The following is a 25,559-nucleotide window of genomic DNA, read 5'->3' as shown; positions in this document are numbered from 1 at the left end:
GCACCGGCCGACGCCCGGACGGGCCGACAGGCCGGTGCCCTCCCGGCCCATCGGCCCTCCCGGCCCATCGGCCCTCACGCCCCGTCGCCCGACGCGCCCTCGCCCCGGCGCGCCCTCGCCCCACGCGCCCCTCACCCCGCCCGCACCGCCGCCCCGGCCGGCCGACGCCCGGCATACGCCCTCAGCGGCCCCTCGACTCAGCCTTCGCCCCTGCTGCCCTCGCCCTCGTCCCCGAACCGCCCCCGGCCTCGGCCCCGGCCCCGCCCCCGGCCCCCGTCCGCGCCCGCCACGGCAGCTCCGCCGTTACCCGTGTGGGCCCGCCCACCGGCGAATCCAGCACGAACAGCCCGTCCACCGATCCCAGCCGCTCGGCGAGCCCGGCCATCCCGCTCCCGCCGTCCAGCCGTGCCCCGCCCTTCCCGTCGTCCGACACCTGGAGCAGCAGCCGGTCCTTCGCCCGCCACACCTCGACGGACGCCTGCCGCGCCGCACTGTGTTTGGAGACGTTCTGCAGCAGCTCGGAGACGGTGAAATAGGCGATGCCCTCGATGGCGGGCGCGGGCCGTTCGGCCAGGTCCACGGCCGTGGTGACGGGCACCGTGCAGCGCCCGGCAAGCGAGGTCAGCGCGGGCCCCAGCCCCCGGTCGGTGAGGATCGCCGGATGGATGCCCCGGGCCAGATCCCGCAGCTCCTGCAGCGCCAGCTTCACCTCGCCGTGTGCCTCGTCCACCATCGCCGCCACGCTGGCGTCGGCCTGGCCCTCCAGCAGCTTCTCCTTCGCCAGACCGAGCCCCATGGCGAGCGCCACGAGCCGGGCCTGTGCGCCGTCGTGCAGATCCCGTTCGATGCGCCGCAGATCGGCGGCCGCGGTGTCAGTGACCGTCACCCGGTCCGACTCCAGTTCGGCGATCCGCCGCTCCAGTTCGTCGGACGGCGAGAGCAGTCCGCGCACCATCGCCCGGTCCACGTTGGAGAGCCAGCGCGACACCCACGGCAGCGCCGGCCACCCCAGGAACAGCAGGACGAAGACGACCGTGAACGTGAGGACGGACCACGGCAGCCGGATGAACGTGAACAGGGCATGCCGCCAGGCGACCGGATCCTTCAGCCCCGTCCACAACCACGGCAGGAACCCCGGGTACCGGGCCCGCAGCCGGCTCGGCTCCTCGACCCGCACCCCGAGCAACGCCCGCGCCCGGGCCCGCTCCAGCCTCCCGTACTGCCGGCACGCCATCAGCCCCGTGGCCAGCAGCGGCAGCGTGATCACGATGACAGACAGCCCGAGTCCCAATGCGACCCACACCATCAGCACCGCGAACGCCATGAGGCCCAAAGGGAGGTTGGCCAGCAGATAGGCGATCTCCCGCCACGTCGTGCCGCTGAGCGGCGCTCTGGGCGGCGGTGGTGAGGCGCCGTCAAGGGCGTCCTCGGCAGCAGTGGGTCGGGAACTCTCCGTCATGCGCCCAGCCTGCCCGGCCGCCGCCCGGGGTGCCATGGGGCAGCTGGGGGGACTGGGGTGGGGTTTGCCCCATTCCCCTCCCCGCATCGAGCGTCCTGTCGCAGGTCACGGCACCTGAGCCGGGACGGGACGGGGGCGCGGCACAGTGCCCGTCCCGTTACCGGCGTGGTGGACACGGCGCGCCGACGGGACCGTAAGGTGTGGCGATGCACAACGGGAGGGGCGAGGGGCGATGGCGCGGGGTGACGACGGCCAGTTGCTGAAGCCGGAATACGCCGCGGGACGGCCGGATCCCGCCACGCGGGACCTCACCGACGCGGTGGCCGCCCCCCTCGATGTCCGCGGCTGGGGATGGGGCGAGCGGAGCAGAGTCTGGACGGCGGTGACGGCGAGTGTGCTGCTCGCGGCGGTCACCGGGGTCTGCGCGGGCAGTTGGTACGTGAACGGGGGCATCGCCCTCTGGCTCGGCGTCGCCGCCGTCATCGTCACCGCCGCCGGTGCGGCCGTCGGCGGGCTCGCCGCGCAGCGCGGGCAGCACGCCCCGGGAGCCGCCCTGTTGCTGCTCGGCGGGGTGCTCGGCGTGGCCGCGGCCTGGCAGGCGGTCCCGGACGGCAGCGGCAGGCTCGCCGCCGTCGGACTGACCGTGGCGGCGGTGCTCGCCCTCCTCGGACTCTGCACGGGGCTGGGGCGCGGCGGCCTGACCGGCGCCGCGGCGCTCGCGCTCGCGGTGGGCGCCTGGGAGCTGGGCCTGACACTGACCACCCCCGCACGTACGGGAGTTGTGCTCGGTTTCGTCTCCGTCCTCGTCCTGGGCCAGCTGCCGCGTCTCGCGCTGCGGGCGGCCGGCCTCACCCGGCTCGACGACCTGCGCGCCGGCGGAACGCCGGTCAGCCGGCACCAGGTGGCGGGCGCGCTGGGCGCCACCCACCGGGAGCTGGTCCCGGCCACGGCGGTCGCGGCGGCCTCGGCCGGTGCGGCGGGGGTGCTCGCGGTGCAGACCCCCGGCCTGTGGACGGTGCTCGCCGCGCTGCTGCTGTGCGGTGTGCTGTGCTCACGGGCACGTGCGTATCCGCTGGCGGTGGAGGTCGTCGCGCTGCTGGCGGCCGGCCTGGCGGTCTGCGTACGGCTGGTGCTGCTCTGGGCCACCGACGGCGGGGCGCCGGCACCGGCGCTGGCCGTGCTGGGTCTGCTGGCGGTGCTGCCGGTCGCGGTGCTCGCGGTGCGTGTGCCGGAGCCGTTGCGTGCCCGGCTGCGACGGTGGCTGGACCGTGCCGAGTCGGTGAGTGTGGTGGCGCTGATTCCGGTCACCCTCGGGGCCTTCGGGCTCTACGGCCTGCTGTTCGGCGCATCCTGACCCGGAGAGGCGGTGGAGGGGTCATGTCATCGGCGGAGTGCAACCCGGAAGAAGCGGGAGCGGGAGGGGGTGCGGATGCGGTGCATGCGATGAATGCGACTCCTGGGGCCTATACGGCAGGAGAGTTGGGCGCGGCGGGAAGTACGGGCGAGAGCGGCGAGTTGGGTATGACGGGCGAGGCGCGAGCGATGAGCGAGGCGGACGGCGGCGGTCCGGCCGGGCAGGGAAGTGCTCCTGGGGTGCCGGGGGTGCCGGGGATGCCTGGGGTGCCTGGGATTCCGGGGGTGCCGGGGACGCCGGGGGAGCCTGGGGGGCTGCCCGCGGCCGGTCCGATGCCTACCGGTGCGTTGATGCCTGCGGATGCGTCTATGCCCAGCAATGCGTCGATGCCTGCGGCCGGGGCGATGCCTGTGGCGGGGGCTACGCCTGCCGCCGGGGCGGTGCCTGTGGCTGGGGCGGTGCCTGCGACCGGGGCGACGCTTCCCGCCGGGGCGATGCCTGCCACCGGGCCGACTCCCGTCGCCGGGGCCATGCCTGCTGCCGGTCCGGTGCACCCGACAGCCGCTGCACCGTCCACACCGGTCCGGTCCGCGGCTCCGGCCCAGCCCGCCGCACCCGTTGGGCCCTCCGCACCCGCTGGGCCCTCCGCACCGGTCCAGCCGCCCGGCCCCGCCCCCTCGTCGCCCGCCGCCTCGCCACTCGCCCCCTCGGCTTCCGCTCCCTCGGCTCCCTCGGCTCCCGCGCCCGCCATGCCCGCGCCCGCTCCCGGCCGCTACGGCCGGCCAGGATTGCCGGCCCGGACGCCCCTCTCCGTGCCCCTCCTGCCGCCGGAACTGGCCGACGGTCAGCCCCGGCCGCGTCGTGGTGACCCCCTGGCCCGGCGTGCGGGCCGGGCGCTGCGCCGGGTCTTCGCCTCGTCCCCGGCCGCCGAAACGGCCGCGGTCACCCAGGCCGCGCACGCCATCCAGCAGCCCGTGACCACGGGCCGGCAGATCGCCGTGTCCAGCATTCGCGGCGGTGCCGGCAAGTCCACCGTCGCCGCCCTGCTCGCACTCACCTACGCGCACTACCGGTCCGACCCGGTCCTCGCCGTCGAGGCCGATCCGGCGCTCGGCACGCTGCCGCACCGGCTCGGCGCACGCGAGGTGCGGTGGTCGGGCAGCGATCTGGCGCAGATCGTCGAGCCGTCGATGCTGATCACGGACCTGACCGGCTATCTCCTCCCGTTCGCGGGCGGCGGCTGGCTGCTGCCCGGCAGCCAGGGCGCCATCGGTACCCGGCTGGACCTCGATACCTACCGCGTGGTGATGACCTCGCTCCGCCACCATTTCGCGGCCACCGTCGTGGACTGCGAGACGTTGCCCGCCGAGGTGGCGCGCACCGCACTGGTGACGACGCAGGCGCGTGTGCTGGTCACCCCGGCGACCCCGGAAGGCGTGGCGGCCAGCCGCTCCGTACTGGACTGGATCGGTGGGCTGCACTCCGGCCTGCTGCCCACCACGGTCGTCGTGCTCACCCACACCTCCCCCGACAGCGGCCTCGACGTCCGCAGGGCCGCCGAACATCTCGGTGCCGGCGGTGCGGCGGTGCTGCCGCTGCCCTACGACCGGCATCTGGCGGCCGGCGGCGCCATCCGTACGGAGCTGCTCGGCGAACGGACGAGGGAGGCGGCGGCGCGGATCGCGGCCGAGGTGATGGACCGTGCGGTCTCGCGGGAACCGGGCCGACGGCAACAGCAACGGCAGACGACGGTCCACCCGCCGGGCCAGCCGCCGGTGTATGTCCCGGGGCAGGCGACGGTCTCCGCGCCGTACCAGCAGCCGCGACAGTCGCAGGCCCAGTCCCCGGCCGGTCCGCAGGCCCAGTCCCCGGCTGGTCCGCAGGCCCAGTCCCCGGCCGGTCCGCAAGCTCAGGCCGGCCCGCAGCCGCAGGGCGGTTCGCAGGTCCATGCCCAGTCCGGTCCGCAGTCGCAGGCCGAGCCGCCATCGCAGCCACAGCCCTCGTCATACACAAGGGACGGGAGCCCTGCCCGGCCCCAGGCTCAGCATCGGCCCCAGCCGGCGCCCCAGTACTACGCGCCGCAGGCCACGCACCCGGCTCCTGTGCAGCACCAGCACCAGCCGCAGGCTCCCGCGCAGCACCAGCACCAGCACCAGCCGCACCCCCAGACGCAGGCGCCCACCCAACCTCCGTCTCCGCCTCAGCCGTCGGCTCCCTCGCAGCCTCACGCCCCGGCGCCGCAGCCGATGCCGACGATGCCGGTGGCGACCCCTGAAGCTGCCGAGTCCCCAGGAGGCGTCGGCACCCCCGCCGCACCCGCCGACCCCTCCGCCCCCACCACTGCCGACCGACGGAGCCCGTTCGACGGAGGCCCGATTCCCTGACCCGAGCCCTCCCATCCGGTCGCCCACCTGGTCGCCCACCCGATCGCACACCCCGTCGCCCGTCCTGTCTCCGCCCCGCCGCCCGTCCGGTCAGTGAGACAGGTTCTGAGACAACCGGCCGCTCGATCTACGCTGCCGGCCGCCCAGGTAGGGCGAAGTGGGGACAACCCCACCTGCCGCGACGATGCGGCTGCTCACCGGGGCGGGGGCAGGGCCTAGACTCCGGTCCGTACAGATCGTCGAAGTCGTTGAACAATCACAGTCAGGGAGCGAGGGGCGGACGTGCCGGACGCGACCGTACGCACCACTGTCGCCGCGGACTACTTCCAGGGCTACTCGGTCGTCGGGCTCATCGCCGTGATCGGTGTGCTCTTCGTCGCCGTGGCTTTTGGTGCCGGGCGGCTGCTGCGGCCCGTGGTGCCGACGCCGGAGAAGCTGCTGACGTATGAGTGCGGTGTGGATCCGGTCGGTGAGGGCTGGGCGCACACCCAGGTCCGCTACTACGTCTACGCCTTCCTCTATGTCATCTTCGCCGTTGACTCGATCTTCCTGTTCCCTTGGGCAACGATCTTCGCCGCCCCCGGTTTCGGCGGCGTGACGCTGGTGGAGATGTTCATCTTCCTCGGCTTCCTCGCCGTCGGCCTGCTCTACGCATGGAAGAAGGGCGTCCTGGAATGGACGTGACCCCCGCCTCCAACAGCTCCGCAGCCGCGGCCGAGGGCGCTGCCCCCGAGTTCCTGCCGGAGCCGCGGCGCCTGGGCACCCTCGCCCGGCTCGCGCCCGAACCGATGAAGGTGGTCCTCAACTGGGGCCGCCGCTACAGCCTGTGGGTCTTCAACTTCGGACTGGCCTGCTGTGCCATCGAGTTCATCGCCGCGTCCATGGCGCGGCACGACTTCATCCGGCTCGGCGTGATCCCGTTCGCGCCCGGCCCCCGCCAGGCCGACCTGATGGTCGTCTCCGGCACCGTCACCGACAAGATGGCGCCTGCGGTCAAGCGGCTCTACGAGCAGATGCCGGAGCCGAAGTACGTCATCTCCTTCGGGGCCTGCTCCAACTGCGGCGGCCCGTACTGGGACTCGTACTCCGTCACCAAGGGCGTCGACCAGATCATTCCGGTGGATGTGTACGTCCCGGGCTGCCCGCCGCGTCCGGAGGCGTTGCTGCAGGGCATCCTCAAGCTCCAGGAGAAGATCGCGCGCGAATCGCTGGGGGAGCGGTACGCGAAGGGCGGCACGGCCCGGCCCTCGGCGGCCGCGCTGCGCAGCGGACTCGTCACACCGCCCGCGCCGAAGCCGGCGGATGCGCCGAAGCCGGCGGGGGAGGAACCCCGATGAGCGAGCAGCCCGAGCAGCGGCCGGAGGCCCCTGAGCAGGCGACGTCCCCTGAGCAGGCGGCGGCCGCTGAGCAGGCCGCCACTGCTGAGCAGTCGGCGGCGCCGGACCGGAGCGATCAGTCCGAGCCGTCCGAGCAGCCCGCGGCCGAGCCGGTCGTCGGCTGGCTGCCGCGCCCGGCGAGCGAGATCTTCGGTCCCGGGGCCACGGCGGAGCTGGCGTACGACCTGCTGACCGTCGATGTCCCCGCGGACGGCTGGCTCACCGCGCTGACGGCCGCCCGCGACGACCTGGGCTGCAGCTATTTCGACTGGCTGAGCGCCGTCGACGAGCCCGGCACCGGCTTCCGGATCTGTGCCCATCTCGCGGACGTGGCGCGCCCCGGCACCGTCCACCGGCTGATCGTGCGGACGACCGTGCCGCATGACGCGGCCGCGCTGCCCACCGCCCTCGGTGTGTATGCGGGCGCGGGCTGGCACGAGCGCGAGACCCACGAGATGTTCGGCGTCGACTTCACCGGCCACCCGCACCTCGTACCGCTGCTGCTCCCGGAGAGCTTCGAGGGGCACCCGCTGCGCAAGGACTTCGTGCTGGCGGCGCGGGTCGCCAAGGCGTGGCCGGGAGCCAAGGAGCCGGGCGAGTCCGAGCACGGCGGGCCCAAGCGGCGCCAGATGCTGCCCCCGGGCGTCCCGGACCCGAACGAATGGGGCCCGTTGAAGGGCCAGCTGCCGCCTGCACCCGCGCGTCCGGCGCGGGGCGCGCGGGCGGCCGGCGGTGCCCGTGCAGCCGGTGCCGCCGCGGGTGAGCGTCCGGCACGGCGTACCCGCACGGCGGGCGCGGGCTCGGCCAGCCAGCAGGCGCCGGAGGGGACTGGAACTCCGGCGGCCCCGGCGGCCCCGGCGGGTGGCGAGCGGCCGGAGCGTCCGGCACGCCGTACCCGTTCGGTGAGCGAGGGGTCGGCCAGCCAGCAGCAGCCGGCGGCGGACGCGGCGGAGACCGCGGAGCCCCAGGCAAGCGGCGCCCCAGCGGCTGAGGCCCCCTCGAAGGACACCTCACCGAAGGACACCTCACCGAAGGGCGCCTCACAGGAGGTCACTTCCCCGAAGGAGGCGCCCGCCCAGGACGCCCCGACCCCGGCGACCCCCGCGAAGGAGGCGCCCCAGCGCTCCTCCGACGCACCCTGGCATCACGCCCGTCCGGCCTTCGACGAGCCGGAGAAGAGCGCGGATCCGGAGAAGAGCGCGGATCCGGAGAAGAGCGCGGATCCGGAGAAGAGCGCGGATCCGGAGAAGAAGGCGACTCCGGAAAAGAAGACGGAGCCCGAGAAGAAGACGGCTCCGGAGACGAAGACCGGGCCGGCGACACCGGAAGAAAAGCCGGAGCCCGCGCCCACCCCGGAGTCAAGCCCGACGAAACCGGCGCCCACCCCGGAGCCAAAACCCACCCCCCACCCCCAACAGGACGCGCCCCAGGACCAGCCCCCCGAGCCCCAGGACCAGCCCCCCACCCCCCAGGACCCGGCAGGAGGCGACACCCCATGAGCGACGCTCTCGACATTGCGCTGCGCCTCCTCGCCGTCTTCGCCGTCTTTCTGGTCTTTCCCCTGGTCATCGGGCAGACCGAGCACAAGGTCATGGCCCATATGCAGGGCCGGCTCGGGCCGATGTACGCGGGTGGCTTCCACGGCTGGGCGCAGCTCGTCGCCGACGGGGTGAAGTTCGCGCAGAAGGAAGACATCGTGCCGGCCGGTGCCGACCGGCGGATCTTCCAGCTCGCGCCCGCCGTGGCGCTGCTGCCGTACCTCCTGGTCCTGGTCGCCATCCCGATAGGCCCGCGCAACGCCGTGGGCCAGGACCTGGACGCGGGGATCTTCTTCGTCCTCGCCGTCATGGGCGTCGGAGTGCTCGGCTCGCTGATGGCGGGCTGGGCCTCGGCGAACAAGTTCTCGCTGCTCGGTGGTCTGCGGACGGCCGCGCAGCTGCTGGCGTACGAGCTGCCGATGCTGCTCACCGCGGCCTCCGTCGCGATGGCGGCCGGCACGCTCTCGCTGCCCGGCATCATCGAGGCCTTCCACTGGTGGTGGGTGCCGTGGCAGATCGTCGGCGGCGTGGTCTTCTTCACCGCCGGGCTCGCCGAGCTGCAGCGGCCGCCGTTCGACATGCCGGTCGCCGACTCGGAGATCATCTTCGGTGCGTACACCGAGTACACCGGACTGCGCTTCGCCCTCTTCCTGCTCGCCGAGTACGCGGGCATCGTCGTCCTCTGCGCCCTGACCTCCGTCCTCTTCCTGGGCGGCTGGCACGGCCCGTTCGGCGCCGACGGCCTGGGCTGGCTGTGGACGCTGCTGAAGACCGTGATCCTCGCCTTCGGCGTCATCTGGCTGCGGGTGACCTACCCGCGCCTGCGCGAGGACCAGCTGCAGAAGCTCGCCTGGACAGTCCTCATCCCGCTCGCCCTCGCCCAGATCGCCCTCACCGGCGTCGTCAAGGTGGTGATCTCGTCATGAGCTTCCCCGGTTCCGGCCTTGCCAAGGGGCTGGCCGTCACCCTCCGGACGATGACGAAACGATCGGTCACCGCGCAATACCCGGACGTCCAGCCCGACCTCCCGCCGCGTACCCGTGGCGTCATCGGGCTGTTCGAGGAGAACTGCACGGTCTGCATGCTGTGCGCCCGGGAGTGCCCGGACTGGTGCATCTACATCGACTCCCACAAGGAGACGGTGCCGCCGGCCGCCCCCGGAGGCCGGGAGCGCAGCCGCAACGTGCTGGACCGTTTCGCGATCGACTTCGCGCTGTGCATGTACTGCGGTATCTGCATCGAGGTCTGCCCCTTCGACGCGCTCTTCTGGTCACCGGAGTTCGAGTACGCCGAGACGGACATCCGCGAGCTGACCCATGAGCGCGACAAGCTCCGCGAGTGGATGTGGACGGTGCCCGAGCCCCCGGCGCTCGACCCGGCGGCCGAGGAGCCCAAGGAGCTCGCCGCCGCCCACAAGGCCGCGGACAAGCTCGCCGCCCAGCAGCAGGCCGAAGCCGAAGCCGAGGCCGCCCGGGCCGCGGCGGCGGAGCCGGACCAGGACCGACCGGACACCCCAGGGGAGGGACAGTGACGCTCGCCGCCACCGCAGCCGGCCAGGGCTTCCTCTCACCCACCGGTGTCGAGGTCGCCTTCGTCCTCGTCGGCATCGCCACCCTCGGCGCGGCCGTCATCACCGTCACCACCAGGCAGCTGGTGCACGCCGCCCTCTGGCTGGTCGTGGCCCTCGGCGGGATCGCCGTCGAATACCTCCTCCTCACGGCCGAGTTCATCGCCTGGGTGCAGGTGCTGATCTACGTCGGTTCGGTCGTCGTCCTGCTGCTCTTCGGGCTGATGCTCACCAAGGCGCCCATCGGCCGCTCCCCGGACGCCGATTCGGGCAACCACTGGGCCGCACTCGTGGTGGCCCTCGCCTCGGCAGGTTGTCTGGTCTGGGTCGTCGTGGACGCCTTCCGCGCCACCTGGATCAGCTTCGAGGGCGCCGCCCAGGGCTCCACCGAAGCCTCCGGGCGCAGCCTCTTCCAGTACTGGGTGCTGCCCTTCGAGGCGCTGTCCGTGCTGCTGCTCGCCGCGCTCGTCGGGGCGATCGTGCTGTCCCGCAGGACGGGGGAGGGCAAGGCCGCGGCGGCGGACCTCAAGAACGGCGCCTCCCGCGCTCCCGTCGCCCCCGCCCCGCGAGAGGAGCAGCGCTGATGCATCTCGCCTACCCGGCCGTCCTTGCCGTCCTCCTCTTCTGCACCGGTCTGTACGGCGTGCTCGCCCGCCGCAACGCGATCCTGGTGCTGATGTCCGTCGAGCTGATGCTCAACGCCGTCAACCTCAACCTCGTCGCCTTCGACGTCTGGCTGCGCGACACCCTGCACACCGGCCAGGCGCTCACCCTCTTCACCATCGCCATCGCCGCCGCCGAGATCGGCATCGGGCTGGCGATCGTGCTGCTCGTCTACCGCAACCGCGGCAGCTCCGACATCGACCGGCTCCGTGACCTCGCCGAGAAGGCGGACGCCGGGGACGGGGACCCGCAGCCGGACACCACGGCGGAGGCCGCCGCGTGACCCTCACGACCACTGCCGTTCTCGTCCCCCTCCTGCCCTTCCTCGGGGCCGTCGCCGGTCTCCTCCTGGGCGGGCGTGCGCCCGGATTCGTCCGGCCGCTGGCCGTGCTGCCGACGCTGGCCGCGGCCGCGCTCGCGGTGACCGTGGCGATCGAACAGGGCACCGGCCCGGCCACCGACGTCGCCACCGAACTCACCCCGACCGGCTCGATCCCCATCGACCTGGCCCTGCACATCGACGGCTTCGCCGCGCTGCTCGCCGTCCTGGTCGGGATTGTGGCGTCCTGTGTGCAGATCTACTCCACCGGCTATCTGCGCGACGATCCCCGCTACCCCTCCTATGCCGCGCTGGTCTCGCTCTTCACCTCCGCGATGCTGCTGGTCGTCTACACCGGTGACCTGATGCTGCTGCTGGTCGGCTGGGAAGTCATGGGCATCTGCTCCTACTTCCTCGTCGGCCACTACTGGGAGACCGAGGCCGCCCGTGCCGCCTCCCTCAAGGCCTTCCTCGTCACCAAGCTCGGCGATGTCCCCTTCCTCTTCGGCATCTTCGCGCTGGCCGCCGACGCCGGAACGTTCCGCATCACGGGCATCCTCAGCTCCGTCACCGACGGCGGCCTGGACCACCCGACGCTGATCGCGCTGCTGCTGCTGGCCGGTGTCGCGGGCAAGTCGGCGCAGTTCCCGCTGCACACCTGGCTCCCGGACGCGATGGCCGGCCCGACGCCCGTCTCGGCGCTGATCCACGCCGCGACGATGGTGGCGGCCGGTATCTATGTCGTGGCCCGTCTCCTCCCCGTCTTCGCCGCCTCCGCGGCCGCGCTGGTGGTGATGGCCGTCATGGCCGCGATCACCATGGTCGGCTCCGGTCTGGCCGCGCTGGCCCAGGACGACATCAAGCGGGTCCTGGCCTATTCGACGGTCGGCCAGCTCGGCTACATGCTCGGCGCACTGGCCGTCGGCGACCGCGGCGCCGCCGTCTTCCACCTCATCTCGCACGGTGCCTTCAAGGCCCTCCTCTTCCTCGGCGCGGGCGTGATCATCCACGCCGCGGGCACCAACTCACTGGCCGCCATGTCCCGGATGAGCGGCCTGGCCCGGCGCATCCCGGACGCCTACTGGACCGTCACCGTCGCGCTGCTCGCGCTCGCCGCGATCCCGCCGTTCGCCGGCTTCTTCTCCAAGGAAGCCGTCCTGGGCGCCGCCGAACACGCCACCACCGGTGCCGCGCACGGCATCCCCGGCGCGGCCGGCTGGACCGTCCTGATCTCCGGACTGCTCACCGCCCTCCTCACCGCGGCCTACGCCACCCGCCTGTGGCTGCTGGCCTTCAAGGGCAAGGGCGCCGAAGTCCCCGACCACGGCCCGCAGCCGGTCGTCATGAACGCCGTGCTGTGGGTGCTCTTCATCCCCACCGTCGCGCTCGGCCTCGCCGCCCCCCTGCTGCCCGACTGGTTCGACGGACGTTCGCTCGCACCGACCCTGACCACCTCCGTCCTGGGCACCGGTATCGCCCTCGTCGGCGGCCTGGTCACTTATGCGGCCTGGCGCCACACCACCGCCCTGGCCGCCCGCACCCCCATCGGCGCGGTCGTCACCGACCCGGACGCCTCACCCGGCCTCGCCGAGGAGACGGCCATCGCCACCCACGCCCCGGTCTACGGAAGCGTCGCCGGTGCCCCGGACCCGGCCGACCCCGGCCGCCTCCTCCTCGGCCCGCTGCAGCCCCACGCCGCCGTCGGCTTCCATCTCGACGCCGTCTACTCCGCGCTGTTCGTCCGGCCCGTACGCGCCGCCGCCACGCTCGTCCGCTTCCTGGACCGCGAGGTCGTCGACACCTACGTCCGCGGTGCCGGCACCGCGCCCCGCTGGCTGGGCGCCGCCGTCCGCCGCGCCCAGACCGGGAACGTGCAGACCTATCTCGGTGCGCTGCTCGCGGGCTCGCTCGTCCTGGCCATCGCCGCCGTCCTCGTCGCCACGGGCACGGGAGCCTGACCGTGCTGCCATCCCCCGGGGGCCGACCCCCGCACCCCCAGCCGACACACCTCATGGCCTGCCTCGCCGGAGCCGAAACCCTGAGGAGGGCCTGACCCGTGACTCACACCGCTCTGCAGATTCTCCTCGCGGCCGTCGTCGTCCTCCCCCTCGTCGGCGCGCTCGCCGCACTGTTCCCGGCCCCGCCCGGCCTGCGCGGCACGAACCCCGACCAGGCCGTACTGCGCCACGGCGTGACCGTCACCGGCGTCGTGCTCGCCGCCGCCATCGCGCTGGCCGCCGGCTTCGACCACGACCACCCGGCCCGTATGCAGGCCACCACCGACATCAGCTGGATCCCGGCGCTCGACATCCGTATCCACCTCGGCGTCGACGGCATCTCGCTCCCCCTTGTCGTCCTGACCGCGCTGCTGACCTTCCTCTGCGCGCTCTACAGCTACTTCCACATGCCGACGGGCCCGTCTCCCAAGGCATTTGTGGCGCTGCTGCTCACCCTTGAGGCCGGCACCCTCGCCACCTTCGCCGTCCTCGATCTGATGCTCTTCTTCCTCGCCTTCGAGATGGTCCTCATCCCGATGTACTTCCTCATCGCCCGCTGGGGCGGGGCGGGAAAGCAGGCGGCGGCCTGGAAATTCATCCTCTACACGCTGCTCGGCTCCGTCGTGATGCTGCTCGGCCTCCTCCTCATCGGCGTGAAATCCGGCACATTCGACATGGTGGCACTCGCCACTGACAACGGACCGAAAGCCCAGCTCAGCCACACGGTTCAGCTGCTCGCGGTGCTCGCGATCGGCATCGGACTGGCCGTCAAGTCGCCCCTGTGGCCGCTGCACAGCTGGCTGCCCGATGCCCACACCGCCGCCCCCACCGTCGGCTCGGTGCTGCTGGCCGGTGTGCTGCTGAAGATGGGCACCTACGGCTTCGTGCGGATCGCGCTGCCCATCACGCCCGAGGGCATGCACACCTTCGCGCCGTACCTCGCCGCGCTGGCCGCCGTCGGCATCATCTACGGCTCGCTCGCCTGCCTCGCCCTCGTACGCAAGGGCGCCAAGGGCGACCTCAAGCGTCTGATCGCCTACAGCTCCGTCGGCCACATGGGCTTCGTCCTGCTCGGCATCGCCAGCATGACCCCCACCGGCGTCAACGGCGCACTGTTCGCCAACATCGCGCACGGCCTGATCACCGGCCTGCTCTTCTTCCTCGTCGGCGCGCTCAAGGACCGCTGCGGCAGCACCGACCTCGACGCCCTCGCGGGCAGCACCGGCGCCGCCCTCTACGGCAGGGCACCGCGCTTCGGCGGTCTGCTCGCCTTCGGCGCCGTCGCCTCCCTGGGCATCCCCGGACTGGCCGGGTTCTGGGGCGAGATGCTGGCGATGTTCGGCGCCTTCCGGCCGGCCCCGGGCCTCAGCCGCCCCGCCTTCCTGACGTTCATGGTGCTGGCCGGCATCGGCACCCTGCTGACCGCCGCCTATCTGCTGCTCGTCGTCCGGCGCGTCTGCATGGGCGGCACCCCGCACCTCGCCCCGACCGCCCCGCTCGGCACCGCCGACCCGGCCGACGAGGCCCCGTCCGGACAGTCCGCACCGGCTCCCGCGATCCCCGACATCGCGCACTACGAATACGCGGCCTGGACCCCCCTCGCCGTCCTCACCGTCCTCGCCGGACTGTGGCCCGCGGCCCTCCTCGGCCTCACCGACCCGGCCGTCCAGCAGCTCCTCGGAGGCGGTAAGTGATGAGCTCGATCACCCCTCTGGTCCAGTCCGTCGACTGGCTCGCCCTCGCGCCGCCCACCCTCACCGCGGCCGTCGCCCTGGTGGTGCTCGTCGCCGACCTCTTCGTCCCGGCGGCCCGTAAGCCGCTGCTGGGCTGGCTCGCCACGGCGGGGCTCGCGGTCGCCACGCTCTTCCTGCTGCCCCTCCTGGGCGGCGGCCGCCGCACCTTCTGCCTGCCCGCCCACCCCGACGTGTGCAGCTATGTGGCCGACCCGTTCGCGCTGGTCATCCAGTTCCTGGTGCTCGGCGGGGCGCTGCTGACTGCCCTGCTGTCCATCGACACCATCAAGGACCAGGACCTGCCCACCGGCGAGTACTGGTTCCTGCTGCTCTCCTCGGCGGCCGGCGCCGCCCTGCTGCCCGCTTCCCGGGACCTCGCCACCCTCGTCATCGCCCTCGAAGTGGCCTCATTGCCCGCCTTCGCCCTCGTCGGGCTGCGACGCGGCGACCGGCTCTCCTCCGAGGCGGCGCTGAAGTTCTTCCTGTCCTCGGTGGCCGCCACCGCCGTGATGCTGCTCGGCGTGAGCTTCCTGTACGCGACCACCGGCAGCCTGCACCTCTCCCAGATGGCGCACGCCCTCACCGCGCTCCCCGACCCGCGGCTGGCCACCCTGGCGAGCGCCGGCGTCGCGCTCACCCTCGTCGGCTTCGCCTTCAAGACCGCCGCCGCCCCGTTCCACTTCTGGGTGCCGGACACCTACGTCGGCGCGCCGCTCCCCATCGCCGGCTACCTCTCGGTGGTCGGCAAGGCCGTCGGCTTCTCCGGCCTGATCCTCGTCACCGTGCAGGGCTTCCCGTCGTACGCGGACGTCTGGGGCCCGGCGCTGGCCGTCCTCGCCGCCCTCACCATGACCGTCGGCAATGTCGCGGCCATCCGCCAGGACCCCCGCCGCGCACACAGCGCCGTACGCCTGCTGGCCTGGTCGTCGGTCGGCCAGGCCGGCTACCTCCTGGTGCCGATCGCGGCGGCCGGCTACACCCAGGACCCGGCGCACGCCATCGGCTCCACCGTCGCCTACGCCCTGATGTACGCGGCCGTGAACCTCGGCGCCTTCGCGGTCGCCGCCCTGGTGGCCCGTACGTGTCCCGCCAACCGCATCTCCGACTACCGGGGCCTGTACGCCCGCCGTCCCCTGGCAGCGCTCGCCCTGGGCTTCTTCCTGCTGTGCCTGGCCGGGCTGCCGCCGGGCATCATCGGCCTGTTCGCCAAGGTCACGGTCTTCTCCGTGGCCGTCGACGCGGGCCTGGCCTGGCTCGCGGTGATCATGGCGGTCAATGTCGTGATCGCGCTCTACTACTACCTGCAGTGGACCACGATCCTCTTCCGGGGAGCCGAGGCCCCCGCAGCGTCCGGGGCCCCCGAGGCGTCCGAGGCCGCCCCGGCGGAGCAGCAGCCGCCCCGCGCCAGGATCCCGGCTCCTCTCGCCACCGCCATCGCCCTCGCCGCCGTCCTCGGCATCGCCCTCTCCGGCGCCCCGCAGCTCGTCCTGCGCTTCGCCTCCGGGGCGCTGCTCTAACGGGCCGAGCGGCGGGCACCCGCCCTAACAGGCCGAGCGGCGGCACCCGCACGCTCCGGGCCGCTCCTGACGGCCAGGAGCGGCCCCAGGCGGGCCGTACGGCGACAGGCCCCACCGGGCGCGGCTGGGTGCCCCGCCCGGCCCCGCCCCGCGCGTACCGGGGAACCAGGCTCGTTCATCTCACGTTGACCAGTGAGTAAGGCTCCACTGGTCAGTGGAGAAACGCAGCACAGGGTTCCCCTGCCGCACCGCTTGGAGGGCGTACCGTGCACCGCCGGCACAACGGGCTCAGGACCGCCGTACTCCTCGGGGGACTGTCCGCCCTCATCATCGTCATCGGCAGCCTGTTCGGCCGTACGGGCCTGATCATCGCCGTCGTCGTCGCCCTGGGCACCAACGCCTACGCGTACTGGAACAGCGACAAGCTCGCCCTGCGGGCCATGCGCGCCCGCCCGGTCAGCGAGTTCGAGGCACCACAGCTCTACCGCATGGTCCGTGAGCTCTCCACCGCGGCCCGCCAGCCCATGCCGCGCCTGTACCTCTCCCCGACCCAGGCGCCCAACGCCTTCGCCACCGGCCGCAACCCCCGCAACGCCGCGGTCTGCTGCACCGACGGCATCCTCCAGCTGCTCGACGAACGCGAGCTGCGCGGCGTCATCGGCCATGAGCTCAGCCATGTCTACAACCGCGACATCCTCATCTCCTCCGTCGCGGGCGCACTGGCCTCCGTCGTGATGTTCCTCGTGAACTTCGCCTGGCTGATTCCCATAGGCCGCTCCGACGACGACGAGGGCCCCGGCCTCCTGGGCATGCTGCTGATCATGATCCTCGGGCCGGTGGCGGCCGGCCTCATCCAGCTGGCCGTCAGCCGCTCCCGCGAGTACCAGGCGGACGCCTCGGGCGCCCAGCTCACGGGCGACCCCCTGGCCCTGGCCTCCGCCCTGCGCAAGCTGGAGGCCGGCACCCAGCAGCTTCCGCTCCCGCCCGAGCCGCGGCTCGAGACCGCCGGGCACCTGATGATCGCCAATCCGTTCCGGACGGGCGAGGGCATGTCCCGCCTGTTCTCCACCCACCCCCCGATGCGCGAACGCATCGCCCGCCTGGAACGGATGGCGGGCCCCCGCCCCTGAAGGGACCAGGGGCCGCGCGGAGCGGTGGCCGCCGCTCCCCGCCCGCCGCATCATGAACGCAACGCTTCACCCGGCCCAGGGCGTCCTGCCCGGCAGTTACGTTCTCCGCCGTGCCCGTGGAAGGCTGCTGATCATGAAGTTCATCCTCAACGTCCTCTGGCTGGTCCTCAGCGGCTTCTGGCTGGCGCTCGGCTACGTCTTCGCGGGCATCATCTGCTGCATCCTGATCATCACCATCCCGTTCGGCATCGCGTCCTTCCGGATCGCCGGCTATGCCCTGTGGCCCTTCGGCCGGACGACCGTGCCGCGCCATGACGCCGGTGCCGGCTCGGCGATCGGCAATGTCATCTGGATCATCTTCGCGGGCTGGTGGCTGGCCCTGGGCCACATCATCACCGGCATCGCCCTGTGCGTGACGATCATCGGGATCCCCTTCGGCATCGCCAACTTCAAGATGCTCCCGATCTCCCTCATGCCGCTGGGCCGCGACATCGTCCCCACGGACGAGCCTTTCGCCGCCCGCTGAGCGCCTACTGAGCGCCTGCCGGCCGCCCGCCCGCCCGGGGCCCTCGCGCCCTGCCGCCCGCTCCTCGTGGTGCCGCCCCGACACACAGGTGGGGCGGCACGCCGCGGCGCACCGCCCCATCCTGTGGCACCCGAAAACCGGGCTCCTACCGGTAGTTCACGAACTGCAGGGCGAAGTCCAGGTCCTTGCCCTTCAGCAGCTGCTGCACCGTCTGCAGGTCGTCCCGGCTCTTCGAGCTGACCCGCAGCTCGTCGCCCTGCACCTGCGCCTTGACGCCCTTCGGGCCCTCATCGCGGATGATCTTGGCGACCTTCTTGGCGTTGTCCTGCGAGATCCCCTCCTCGATCGAGGCGAAGATCTTGTACTCCTTGCCCGAGGCCTGCGGCTCGCCGGTGTCCAGCGCCTTCAGCGAGATCCCGCGCTTGACCAGCTTGGACTGGAAGATGTCGAGTACGGCCTTCACTCGCTCCTCGGCGTTGGCCCGCATCTCGATCTTCTCGCCCGACCACTCGATCGACGCGCCCACGCCCTTGAAGTCGTAGCGCTGTGAGATCTCCTTGGCGGCCTGGTTGAGGGCGTTGTCGACCTCCTGCCGCTCTACCTTCGAGACGATGTCGAAACTGGAGTCGGCCATGTTGAGTTGGCTCCTCGTACGTAGATCCGTCAGGGGTGCGGCCCGTCCCCGGACCGCCTGCCAAGCCTAGCCACCCGGCCAAGATCCAGCGCTCCCGAATCGAGTGGCGAACCACCCCCAGCCATCGGGTATGGTTTACGTCGTTGCCACGGAGCACCGCCCCACAGCGGCTCTCCCGGCAGCAAAACTTGGCGGTGTGCCCGAGCGGCCAAAGGGAGCAGACTGTAAATCTGCCGGCTCAGCCTTCCCAGGTTCGAATCCTGGCGCCGCCACAGTGGAGGAAACCCCCTCCGGCCTGTTGAAATAGCAGGCTGGAGGGGGTTTTCGCTTGCCCGGCCTGCTTGCCCGGCCTGCTTGCCCGGCCCGCTGGCCCGCCGACCCGCCTCGACCGCCGGGGTCCGGCCTGTCTCACCTGGCCCGTCTCTCTCCCCCCCCCGCATCCCGCTTGTGCCGCATTTCGCGTGCCGGACATCGCGCGCCGGCAGCCCTAGCGAGCGTTGCCGATATCGCGGTCGCTGTCGGAGCCCTGGAGCAGCAGGGTGGTCTCCTCGATGCGGCTGAACCGGCCGTCGGGCGCGAAGTCGGCGAACACGTAGACCTCCATGCGTACGGTCGAGCCGTCCTTCTTCGTGATGTGGGCGGTGTGCCGGTCGGCGTACTTGCCGCCGTCGTACAGCTCTTCGTGAACCTGGACATGGCCGCCGGCGACGGCGGTGCGCAGGTGGGTGATGTGCTCGAGGAACCCGGCGCGGTCGGCCCACTGCCCATCCGTGCGCTGGCGGTACTCCGGGGCGAAGTGGCGGTCGGCGGCCTCCTGCACGGTCAGGTCGCGGCTGAAGAGCAAGTCGTCCAGGGCGGGCTTGATGCCGGTGCGAGTCATGGGGCGTCCTTCCCAGGGAGCCAGAAGTGCGTGCGCTGCGCACGCATCTCCCGCACTGTAGCAGCAGATGCGTGCGCAGCGCACGCTATTCTTGTGGTGTGGAGAACGAGGTAGGGCATGAGATCGCAGACGCGCTGGGCATCCTGCTCCGGCGCACCACTCGTAGGCAGCTGCACCAGCAGCTCACCGAGGGCATGGGGGAGGCGGTGGACGAACTGACGTACCCGGTACTCAGCGCCCTGGCCCGGACCGGGCCGCGCAGCGCGGCCGACCTGGCGCCCGAGGCCGGCGTCGACCGCTCCGGTGTCACCCGGCGTGCCTCACGACTGGAGACCGCCGGCCTCATCCGCCGTGCGGCGGATCCCGCCGACCGGCGCGCGCATCTGCTCGTTCTCACCGAGCAGGGCGAACGCGCAGTGGCGGAGCTGCGGGCACGTCTGGCCGCCCACATCATGGCGAGCCTGTCCTCATGGCCACCGGGTGAAGCCGAGGTGTTCGCCCAGCACCTGCGCCGTTTCACGGTCGATGGCCCGTTTGCCTAGCGCCGGGGCCGCTACCGCTGGTTGACGGTCGTGGCCCCGGGGCCCGGGTGGGGTGGAAGCGGGGAGCGGCGGACGCCGCCCCTCAGCGCCCGGCCACCACCCGCACCGCTTCGTTCACCGGCACATCCCCGCTGATCAGCTCCAGCGTCCGGCCGATGGTGCCCGGCTCGTCGAGCAGCTCCACCAGGACGGCCGCCACATCGTCCCGTGGCACCTCGCTGCGGCCGGTCGCCTCGGCTAGCGCCACCAGGCCCGTTCCGGGGGCGTCGGTCAGCCGGCCCGGCCGCAGGATCGTCCAGTCCAGCCCGGCGCGGGCCCGTACGTCCGTGTCCGCGGCGCCCTTCGCCCGCAGGTACGCGGTGAAGACGGGGTCGGTGCCCTCGGGGGGCTCACGGTCCGCGCCCATGGAGGAGATGACGAGGAAGCGCCGTACGCCCGCCGCCTCGGCCGCGTCCGCGAAGAGCGCCGCCGCGCTGCGGTCCACCGTGTCCTTGCGTTCGATGCCACTGCCCGGTCCCGCACCCGCCGCGAAGACGGCCGCGTCGGCGCCCTCCATGTGCCGGGCGACATCCTCCACCGACGCCGACTCCAGGTCGCAGACCACCGGTTCGGCTCCCGCGGCCAGCACGTCACCGGCCTGTTCCGGCCGGCGGATGATGCCCGCGACCTCGTCCCCGCGCTTGGCGAGCAACCGCTCCAGCCGCAGCGCGATCTGACCATGTCCACCTGCGATGACAATGCGCATGATCCCGACCGTACGCCGAAGGGCCGCCGCGGAGCGCGGGACCGGCCGGGGTCCGGGTGCCTTCTCGCCGCCGCGGCTCAGCGCTGCGACTGCCGCGGCAGCTCCAGCGCCACATCCGCCGCCGAGTCGCAGTACTCGCGCACCGCGCTGGTGCGGGCGACCACCCGCCCGCGGTGGATCACGATCCGGCTGTACGCGAGCGAGAGCACCCCCGCGATCCGCTCGCCGCGCACCGCCAGCAGCTCCGCGGGGAAGCCCGCCTCGACACGTACCTCCGGCAGCCCCAGGGTCGCCCGCGCCGCCGAACTCACCGTCTCGTAGGCCGCCTCCGGCGTGGCCTCGCCCAGGGAGGCCAGCAGATACGCGGCCTCCAGCGGGTCACCGCGCCCCACCGGGTTCGCCACGTCCCGCAACGCCCCGCTGCCCGCCGCCACCTGGACACCGGCCGCCCGCAGCAGCCGTACGGGCGCCGGCCGCGACACCCGCGAGCCGTACCGTTCCAGGCCCGTACAGTCACCCTGCGGCAGACAGACGACGGCGACCCCGGCGGCCGCCAGTTGCTCGGCGACCCGCGCCGCCACGCTCCGCGGCATCCGCGCCATTCCGGCGCACGGCCCGAGGGCGACCCCCGGCCGCAGTCCGCCGGACATCGCTGCGAACCGCGCCAGCCGCGCCGGATCGTCACCGTCGGTGTGCAGATCCACCGGGCAGCCGTGTTCCCCGGCCAGCTCCAGCACCGTCTGGACGTACCCGGCCGGATCGGGGTCGAGGTCCGGGCAGCCGCCGAGGACCGAGGCGCCCATCCTCACCGCGTCCCGCAGCATCGCCAGCCCGTCCGCCCCGGCCACCCCGGTCAGCACCCGCGGCACCGCGACCGCCGCCAGATCGGCCAGCCCGCGCAGCGACCTGCGGGCCTGCAGCACCGCCTCCAGCGAACGCAGGCCCTGTACGTCGCCGACCCTGACGTGGCTGCGGGAGGCGGTGGCGCCGTGCCCCAACTGCAGCAGCGCGGCCTCGGTCGTCCGCCGCTGGACGTCTTCGGGGGAGCTGGAGGCGGGGCCGTCGGAGTCGGCCGTCAGGGCGGTGTCGCAGTGCGCATGGGGTTCGGCGGGGGCGGGGAGCAGGAGGTAGCCGGCGAGGTCGACACGGACGCCCTGCGGGGCGAGGCTGCCGGCCGTCCCGACGGCCTCGATGCGTCCGCCGCCGAGCCGTACGTCCACCGTCCGCCCGTCGGCGAGCCGGGCGCCGCACAACACCAGCGCACCGTTTTCCGACCTCGCGAACCGGCCGGGCCCGCCGGGCTTTCCCGGCTGCGGCTGCGGCGAACTGCTGTCGGACATCGCGCTCCTCGAAGGCACCGGCGTGCAAGATCACGCAGCGTTCTTCCGAGCCTAGGGCGCTGCCGGGAGAGCTTCGCGCAGGCGCGAAATAGTCGTACCGGTGTGGTGCGCGGGGCGGTTGGGGCACGGCCTGGATACGGATTTCACGTTTGGCGGCGGGCCGTGTAATGTCTTCATCGCTCGCCCCAATAGCTCAGTCGGCAGAGCGTCTCCATGGTAAGGAGAAGGTCTACGGTTCGATTCCGTATTGGGGCTCTGATGTGTGAGGTTCCCGCCTTCGGGCGGGGTCCCCTCGCATCACAGCGGTGTAGCTCAGTCGGTAGAGCAAGCGGCTCATAATCGCTGTGTCACCGGTTCAAGTCCGGTCACCGCTACTGACAGTAGCCGATTGTGGGGTCGGTCCTCCGATCGGCTACTCTTTTATGCGTTAATCCGACCACCCGTCCGTCCAAGGAGCACTCACGTGGCTGCCACCGACGTCCGCCCGAAGATCACGCTGGCCTGCGTGGAGTGCAAGGAGCGGAACTACATCACCAAGAAGAACCGGCGTAACGACCCGGACCGTCTTGAGATGAAGAAGCACTGCCCTCGTTGCAACTCGCACACCGCGCACCGCGAGACGCGATAACACAGGCTCGTCCGTGAGGCCGTCCCCATTCGTGGGGGCGGCCTCACGGCGTTATCACCACCAGTACAGGGAGGTTGCGAGCCCATGGCGCTCGACCAGTCTTTTGTCGGACGCACGTACCCGCCCACCGACCCGTACGAGGTCGGCCGGGAAAAGATCCGCGAATTCGCCGAGGCGATCGGTGACCCCAACCCCGCTTACACCGACGCGGAAGCGGCAAAGGCACTCGGGCACTCCGATGTGATCGCACCGCCGACTTTTGTGTTCGCCATCACTTTCAAGGCCGCGGGGCAGGTCATCGAGGACCCGCAACTGGGTCTGGACTACAGCCGGGTGGTGCACGGCGACCAGAAGTTCGCCTACACCCGGCCGGTGCGCAGTGGCGACCGGCTGTCCGTCACCTCCACCATCGAGGCCATCAGGACCATGGCCGGCAACGACATCATCGATATCCGCGGCGAGGTGCACGACGAGGCGGGCGAACACGTCGTGACCGCCTTCACCAAGCTGGTGGCCCGCGCCGAGAAGGAGGCCTGAGATGGCCGCGAAGATTTCCTATGACGACGTCGAGGTCGGCACGGAACTCCCGGCGCAGGCCTTCCCCGTGAGCCGCGCCACGCTCGTCCAGTACGCGGGCGCCTCCGGTGACTTCAACCCGATCCACTGGAACGAGAAGTTCGCCAAGGAGGTCGGGCTGCCGGACGTCATCGCCCACGGCATGTTCACGATGGCCGAGGCGATCCGGGTGGTCACCGACTGGGCCGGTGACCCGGGCGCGGTCGCCGAATACGGTGTGCGCTTCACCAAGCCCGTCGTCGTCCCCAACGACGAGACCGGCGCGCTGATCGAGGTCAGTGCCAAGGTCGCCGCCAAGCTGGACGACGACGACCGTACGGTCCGCGTCGACCTCACCGCGATGAGCGCCGGCCAGAAGGTGCTGGGCATGTCCCGCGCCGTGGTCCGCCTGGCCTGAGCCGGGGCTTCCAGGGGGCGTCCGGCCGAGGGCTGTCGGACCGCCCCCGTACCCTTGGGCGCGTGCAGGAACTCCACGACGCCCCCCTCGCCCCGCTGACCACCTTCCGCCTCGGCGGCCCGGCCACCCGCCTCGTCACGGCCACCACCGACGACGAGGTGATCGCGGCCGTCCGCGCGGCCGACGACGCCGGGACCCCGCTGCTGATCATCGGCGGCGGCAGCAACCTCGTCATCGGCGACAAGGGCTTCGACGGCACTGCCCTGCGCATCGCCACCCGTGGCTTCGCGCTCGACGGCACGGCCCTCACGCTCGCCGCGGGCGAGAACTGGTCCGACGCGGTCGCCCGCACGGTCGAGGCGGGACTGGCCGGCGTCGAGTGCCTGGCCGGCATCCCCGGCTCCGCGGGCGCCACCCCGATCCAGAACGTGGGCGCGTACGGCCAGGAGGTCTCCACCACGATCACCGAGGTCGTCGCCTACGACCGCCGCCTCGGCGAGACCGTCACGATTCCCCGCGAGGAGTGCGGCTTCTCGTACCGCCACAGCCGCTTCAAGGAGCACCCCGACCGGTTCGTGGTGCTGCGGGTGCGCTTCGCCCTGGAGGACGCCGGGGGCCTCTCCGCGCCCCTGAAGTACCCCGAGACCGCCCGCGCCCTCGGCGTCGAGGCCGGGGACCGGGTCCCGGCCGCCGTCGCCAGAGAGACCGTTCTGGCCCTGCGCGCCGGCAAGGGCATGGTGCTGGACCCCGCGGACCACGACACCTGGTCGGCGGGCTCGTTCTTCACCAACCCGATCCTCACCGAGGCCGAGCACACCGTCTTCGTCCGCCGCGTCCAGGACCGCCTCGGCCCCGACGTCGCCCCGCCCGCTTTCCCGGCGGGCGACGGCCTGGTGAAGACCTCCGCGGCCTGGCTCATCGACCGGGCCGGCTTCACCAAGGGATACGGCAGCGGCGCCGCCCGCATCTCCACCAAGCACACCCTCGCGCTCACCAACCGCGGCGCGGCCACCACCGAGGACCTGCTCGCCCTGGCCCGCGAGGTCCGGGACGGCGTGCACGCGGCCTTCGGCGTCACGCTCGTCAACGAACCTGTCACCGTCGGCGTGAGCCTCTAGCCGGCCTCTGGGAGGGCCCTACGCGGCCAGCCAGGCGTCGATCTCCGCCAGCAGCCGCTGCTGCTCGTCCTGCGGGGCGCGTGAGCCGCGGACCGACTGGCGGGCCAGCTCGGCCAGTTCGGCGTCGGTGAAGCCGTGCGCGGTGCGGGCGAACTCGTACTGCGCGGCCAGCCGCGCGCCGAACAGCAGCGGATCGTCCGCGCCCAGCGCCATCGGCACGCCCGCGTCGAAGAGCGTCCGCAGCGGCACGTCCTCCGGCTTCTCATAGACCCCCAGCGCCACATTCGACGCGGGGCACACCTCGCAGGTCACCCCGCGCGAGGCCAGCCGGCGCAGCAGCACGGGATCCTCCGCGGCCCGTACGCCGTGCCCCACCCGGCCGGCGTGCAGATCGTCCAGGCAGTCCCGGACGCTCGCCGGTCCCGACAGCTCTCCGCCGTGCGGCGCCGCCAGCAGGCCGCCCTCCCGGGCGATGGCGAAGGCGCGGTCGAAGTCCCGGGCGAAACCCCGGCGTTCGTCGTTGGACAGCCCGAAGCCGATCACGCCGCGGTCGGCGTAGCGCACCGCGAGACGCGCCAGCGTACGGGCGTCCAGGGGGTGCTTCATACGGTTCGCGGCCACCAGGACGCGGATGCCGAGACCGGTGTCCCTGGAGGCGCTGTGCACCGCGTCCAGGATGATCTCCAGAGCCGGGATCAGACCGCCCAGCCGCGGGGCGTACGAGGTGGGGTCGACCTGGATCTCCAGCCAGCGCGACCCGTCGCGGACATCCTCCTCCGCGGCCTCGCGCACCAGCCGCTGAATGTCCTCGGGCGTCCGCAGACACGACCGCGCGATGTCGTACAGCCGCTGGAAACGGAACCAGCCGCGCTCGTCCGTGGCTCTCAGCTGGGGAGGTTCACCGCTCCGCAACGCCTCCGGCAGATGGACGCCGTACTTGTCGGCGAGGTCCAGCAGGGTCGTGGACCGCATCGAACCGGTGAAGTGCAGGTGCAGATGGGCCTTCGGCAATCGGCGCAGGTCTCGAATGGCGGCTTCGCCGCGGGCACGAACGCTCTCCATCCGAAGATCTTGCCGTATGGGAGCGGGCGCCGGTAGGGCCTTTCCCGAAGGGGTGTCCGGCGGAATGCGCGTGC

At 72.4% G+C, this 25,559-nt stretch carries 25 protein-coding genes and 3 tRNA genes; 22 read left to right on the top strand and 6 right to left on the bottom strand.

The window, feature by feature from the left end; genetic code table 11:
* Nucleotides 1–181 precede the first annotated feature (181 nt).
* Nucleotides 182–1,459 carry a sensor domain-containing protein gene (locus AB0C46_RS16895; RefSeq protein WP_362828557.1) on the bottom strand — a complete coding sequence of 426 codons (1,278 nt, stop codon included), beginning with the start codon at nucleotides 1,457–1,459 and terminating at the stop codon, nucleotides 182–184.
* Between the two features lie 232 nt (nucleotides 1,460–1,691).
* Between AB0C46_RS16895 and AB0C46_RS16890 the strand changes: the two genes are divergently transcribed.
* The 14 genes from AB0C46_RS16890 to AB0C46_RS16825 all read left to right on the top strand — a co-directional run bounded on the left by AB0C46_RS16890 (nucleotide 1,692) and on the right by AB0C46_RS16825 (nucleotide 17,563).
* Complete coding sequence (locus tag AB0C46_RS16890; RefSeq protein ID WP_362828556.1) at nucleotides 1,692–2,813, top strand: secretion protein snm4; 1,122 nt, start codon at nucleotides 1,692–1,694, stop codon at nucleotides 2,811–2,813.
* Between the two features lie 812 nt (nucleotides 2,814–3,625).
* A complete protein-coding gene (locus AB0C46_RS16885; RefSeq protein ID WP_362828555.1) occupies nucleotides 3,626–5,197 on the top strand; it encodes a hypothetical protein in 1,572 nt (523 codons plus the stop codon).
* 282 nt (nucleotides 5,198–5,479) lie between these two features.
* Nucleotides 5,480–5,881: an NADH-quinone oxidoreductase subunit A gene (locus tag AB0C46_RS16880; protein ID WP_176740708.1), complete on the top strand. Its 402-nt coding sequence runs from the start codon at nucleotides 5,480–5,482 to the stop codon at nucleotides 5,879–5,881.
* The gene (locus tag AB0C46_RS16875) at nucleotides 5,872–6,534 is read left to right on the top strand and encodes an NADH-quinone oxidoreductase subunit B family protein (protein WP_362828554.1); all 663 of its coding nucleotides are present in this window, start codon (nucleotides 5,872–5,874) and stop codon (nucleotides 6,532–6,534) included. Before AB0C46_RS16880 ends, AB0C46_RS16875 begins: the two co-directional genes overlap by 10 nt.
* Nucleotides 6,531–8,072: an NADH-quinone oxidoreductase subunit C gene (locus tag AB0C46_RS16870; protein WP_362828553.1), complete on the top strand. Its 1,542-nt coding sequence runs from the start codon at nucleotides 6,531–6,533 to the stop codon at nucleotides 8,070–8,072. Before AB0C46_RS16875 ends, AB0C46_RS16870 begins: the two co-directional genes overlap by 4 nt.
* Nucleotides 8,069–9,037 (top strand): complex I subunit 1 family protein, encoded by a 969-nt coding sequence (locus AB0C46_RS16865; RefSeq protein ID WP_362828552.1) that lies wholly within the window; start codon nucleotides 8,069–8,071, stop codon nucleotides 9,035–9,037. Before AB0C46_RS16870 ends, AB0C46_RS16865 begins: the two co-directional genes overlap by 4 nt.
* The gene (locus AB0C46_RS16860; protein WP_362828551.1) at nucleotides 9,034–9,642 is read left to right on the top strand and encodes an NADH-quinone oxidoreductase subunit I; all 609 of its coding nucleotides are present in this window, start codon (nucleotides 9,034–9,036) and stop codon (nucleotides 9,640–9,642) included. The genes AB0C46_RS16865 and AB0C46_RS16860 overlap by 4 nt, the downstream gene beginning before the upstream one ends.
* The gene (locus AB0C46_RS16855; protein WP_362828550.1) at nucleotides 9,639–10,262 is read left to right on the top strand and encodes an NADH-quinone oxidoreductase subunit J; all 624 of its coding nucleotides are present in this window, start codon (nucleotides 9,639–9,641) and stop codon (nucleotides 10,260–10,262) included. Before AB0C46_RS16860 ends, AB0C46_RS16855 begins: the two co-directional genes overlap by 4 nt.
* Nucleotides 10,262–10,624, top strand: a complete 363-nt coding sequence (gene nuoK / locus AB0C46_RS16850; protein WP_362828549.1) for an NADH-quinone oxidoreductase subunit NuoK — start codon at nucleotides 10,262–10,264, stop codon at nucleotides 10,622–10,624. The genes AB0C46_RS16855 and nuoK overlap by 1 nt, the downstream gene beginning before the upstream one ends.
* Nucleotides 10,621–12,618 (top strand): NADH-quinone oxidoreductase subunit L, encoded by a 1,998-nt coding sequence (locus AB0C46_RS16845; protein WP_362828548.1) that lies wholly within the window; start codon nucleotides 10,621–10,623, stop codon nucleotides 12,616–12,618. Before nuoK ends, AB0C46_RS16845 begins: the two co-directional genes overlap by 4 nt.
* Nucleotides 12,619–12,716: 98 nt before the next feature.
* Nucleotides 12,717–14,351 carry an NADH-quinone oxidoreductase subunit M gene (locus AB0C46_RS16840; protein ID WP_362828547.1) on the top strand — a complete coding sequence of 545 codons (1,635 nt, stop codon included), beginning with the start codon at nucleotides 12,717–12,719 and terminating at the stop codon, nucleotides 14,349–14,351.
* Complete coding sequence (locus tag AB0C46_RS16835; protein ID WP_362828546.1) at nucleotides 14,351–15,907, top strand: NADH-quinone oxidoreductase subunit N; 1,557 nt, start codon at nucleotides 14,351–14,353, stop codon at nucleotides 15,905–15,907. Before AB0C46_RS16840 ends, AB0C46_RS16835 begins: the two co-directional genes overlap by 1 nt.
* A gap of 266 nt (nucleotides 15,908–16,173) precedes the next feature.
* The gene (gene htpX, locus AB0C46_RS16830) at nucleotides 16,174–17,037 is read left to right on the top strand and encodes a zinc metalloprotease HtpX (protein ID WP_362828545.1); all 864 of its coding nucleotides are present in this window, start codon (nucleotides 16,174–16,176) and stop codon (nucleotides 17,035–17,037) included.
* A gap of 133 nt (nucleotides 17,038–17,170) precedes the next feature.
* Nucleotides 17,171–17,563 (top strand): YccF domain-containing protein, encoded by a 393-nt coding sequence (locus AB0C46_RS16825; RefSeq protein WP_362828657.1) that lies wholly within the window; start codon nucleotides 17,171–17,173, stop codon nucleotides 17,561–17,563.
* A 145-nt stretch (nucleotides 17,564–17,708) separates the two neighbouring features.
* Here AB0C46_RS16825 and AB0C46_RS16820 read toward each other — a convergent pair whose 3' ends face one another.
* On the bottom strand, nucleotides 17,709–18,197 hold the full coding sequence (locus AB0C46_RS16820; protein ID WP_362828544.1) for a YajQ family cyclic di-GMP-binding protein: 489 nt from the start codon (nucleotides 18,195–18,197) through the stop codon (nucleotides 17,709–17,711).
* Between the two features lie 190 nt (nucleotides 18,198–18,387).
* On the opposite strand from AB0C46_RS16820, the gene AB0C46_RS16815 reads away from it, so the two are divergent.
* A tRNA-Tyr gene (locus AB0C46_RS16815) sits at nucleotides 18,388–18,469 on the top strand.
* Nucleotides 18,470–18,684: 215 nt separating this feature from the next.
* Here the strand turns inward: AB0C46_RS16815 and AB0C46_RS16810 are convergent.
* A complete protein-coding gene (locus AB0C46_RS16810; protein ID WP_362828543.1) occupies nucleotides 18,685–19,077 on the bottom strand; it encodes a nuclear transport factor 2 family protein in 393 nt (130 codons plus the stop codon).
* Between the two features lie 98 nt (nucleotides 19,078–19,175).
* On the opposite strand from AB0C46_RS16810, the gene AB0C46_RS16805 reads away from it, so the two are divergent.
* Nucleotides 19,176–19,619 (top strand): MarR family transcriptional regulator, encoded by a 444-nt coding sequence (locus AB0C46_RS16805; RefSeq protein ID WP_362828542.1) that lies wholly within the window; start codon nucleotides 19,176–19,178, stop codon nucleotides 19,617–19,619.
* Between the two features lie 82 nt (nucleotides 19,620–19,701).
* Here AB0C46_RS16805 and AB0C46_RS16800 read toward each other — a convergent pair whose 3' ends face one another.
* Complete coding sequence (locus AB0C46_RS16800; protein ID WP_362828541.1) at nucleotides 19,702–20,364, bottom strand: NAD(P)H-binding protein; 663 nt, start codon at nucleotides 20,362–20,364, stop codon at nucleotides 19,702–19,704.
* 77 nt (nucleotides 20,365–20,441) lie between these two features.
* Entirely contained in the window at nucleotides 20,442–21,704 is a 1,263-nt protein-coding gene (locus AB0C46_RS16795; protein WP_362828540.1) for an amidohydrolase family protein, read from the bottom strand.
* A 182-nt stretch (nucleotides 21,705–21,886) separates the two neighbouring features.
* Here AB0C46_RS16795 and AB0C46_RS16790 point away from each other — a divergent pair.
* The 6 genes from AB0C46_RS16790 (at nucleotide 21,887) to AB0C46_RS16765 (ending at nucleotide 24,423) form a co-directional block, all read left to right on the top strand.
* A tRNA-Thr gene (locus AB0C46_RS16790) sits at nucleotides 21,887–21,959 on the top strand.
* Between the two features lie 46 nt (nucleotides 21,960–22,005).
* Nucleotides 22,006–22,078, top strand: a tRNA-Met gene (locus AB0C46_RS16785).
* 89 nt (nucleotides 22,079–22,167) lie between these two features.
* Nucleotides 22,168–22,332: a 50S ribosomal protein L33 gene (gene rpmG, locus AB0C46_RS16780; RefSeq protein WP_006604855.1), complete on the top strand. Its 165-nt coding sequence runs from the start codon at nucleotides 22,168–22,170 to the stop codon at nucleotides 22,330–22,332.
* 84 nt (nucleotides 22,333–22,416) lie between these two features.
* A complete protein-coding gene (locus AB0C46_RS16775) occupies nucleotides 22,417–22,869 on the top strand; it encodes a MaoC family dehydratase N-terminal domain-containing protein (RefSeq protein ID WP_362828539.1) in 453 nt (150 codons plus the stop codon).
* 1 nt (nucleotide 22,870) lies between these two features.
* Nucleotides 22,871–23,305 carry a MaoC family dehydratase gene (locus AB0C46_RS16770; RefSeq protein WP_362828538.1) on the top strand — a complete coding sequence of 145 codons (435 nt, stop codon included), beginning with the start codon at nucleotides 22,871–22,873 and terminating at the stop codon, nucleotides 23,303–23,305.
* Between the two features lie 62 nt (nucleotides 23,306–23,367).
* Nucleotides 23,368–24,423: a UDP-N-acetylmuramate dehydrogenase gene (locus tag AB0C46_RS16765; protein WP_362828537.1), complete on the top strand. Its 1,056-nt coding sequence runs from the start codon at nucleotides 23,368–23,370 to the stop codon at nucleotides 24,421–24,423.
* Between the two features lie 18 nt (nucleotides 24,424–24,441).
* Here the strand turns inward: AB0C46_RS16765 and AB0C46_RS16760 are convergent, their stop codons facing one another.
* Nucleotides 24,442–25,485, bottom strand: coding sequence for an adenosine deaminase (locus tag AB0C46_RS16760; protein ID WP_362828536.1), 1,044 nt, complete (start codon nucleotides 25,483–25,485; stop codon nucleotides 24,442–24,444).
* Nucleotides 25,486–25,559: the final 74 nt, after the last annotated feature.

It is taken from the genome of Streptomyces sp. NPDC048637 (assembly GCF_040650675.1).
Lineage (GTDB): Bacteria > Actinomycetota > Actinomycetes > Streptomycetales > Streptomycetaceae > Streptomyces.
This window is presented reverse-complemented; position numbering and strand designations above follow the sequence as displayed.

Excerpts from the sequence above, each read along its gene's own strand:
- AB0C46_RS16795 (WP_362828540.1), bottom strand. The coding sequence starts at position 21,704 with ATGTCCGACAGCAGTTCGCCGCAGCCGCAGCCGGGAAAGCCCGGCGGG.
- AB0C46_RS16865 (WP_362828552.1), top strand. The coding sequence starts at position 8,069 with ATGAGCGACGCTCTCGACATTGCGCTGCGCCTCCTCGCCGTCTTCGCC.
- AB0C46_RS16800 (WP_362828541.1), bottom strand. The coding sequence starts at position 20,364 with ATGCGCATTGTCATCGCAGGTGGACATGGTCAGATCGCGCTGCGGCTG.
- AB0C46_RS16775 (WP_362828539.1), top strand. The coding sequence starts at position 22,417 with ATGGCGCTCGACCAGTCTTTTGTCGGACGCACGTACCCGCCCACCGAC.
- nuoK (WP_362828549.1), top strand. The coding sequence starts at position 10,262 with ATGCATCTCGCCTACCCGGCCGTCCTTGCCGTCCTCCTCTTCTGCACC.
- AB0C46_RS16895 (WP_362828557.1), bottom strand. The coding sequence starts at position 1,459 with ATGACGGAGAGTTCCCGACCCACTGCTGCCGAGGACGCCCTTGACGGC.
- AB0C46_RS16825 (WP_362828657.1), top strand. The coding sequence starts at position 17,171 with ATGAAGTTCATCCTCAACGTCCTCTGGCTGGTCCTCAGCGGCTTCTGG.
- AB0C46_RS16835 (WP_362828546.1), top strand. The coding sequence starts at position 14,351 with ATGAGCTCGATCACCCCTCTGGTCCAGTCCGTCGACTGGCTCGCCCTC.
- AB0C46_RS16770 (WP_362828538.1), top strand. The coding sequence starts at position 22,871 with ATGGCCGCGAAGATTTCCTATGACGACGTCGAGGTCGGCACGGAACTC.
- AB0C46_RS16875 (WP_362828554.1), top strand. The coding sequence starts at position 5,872 with ATGGACGTGACCCCCGCCTCCAACAGCTCCGCAGCCGCGGCCGAGGGC.
- AB0C46_RS16890 (WP_362828556.1), top strand. The coding sequence starts at position 1,692 with ATGGCGCGGGGTGACGACGGCCAGTTGCTGAAGCCGGAATACGCCGCG.
- AB0C46_RS16810 (WP_362828543.1), bottom strand. The coding sequence starts at position 19,077 with ATGACTCGCACCGGCATCAAGCCCGCCCTGGACGACTTGCTCTTCAGC.
- AB0C46_RS16860 (WP_362828551.1), top strand. The coding sequence starts at position 9,034 with ATGAGCTTCCCCGGTTCCGGCCTTGCCAAGGGGCTGGCCGTCACCCTC.
- AB0C46_RS16870 (WP_362828553.1), top strand. The coding sequence starts at position 6,531 with ATGAGCGAGCAGCCCGAGCAGCGGCCGGAGGCCCCTGAGCAGGCGACG.
- AB0C46_RS16760 (WP_362828536.1), bottom strand. The coding sequence starts at position 25,485 with ATGGAGAGCGTTCGTGCCCGCGGCGAAGCCGCCATTCGAGACCTGCGC.
- AB0C46_RS16820 (WP_362828544.1), bottom strand. The coding sequence starts at position 18,197 with ATGGCCGACTCCAGTTTCGACATCGTCTCGAAGGTAGAGCGGCAGGAG.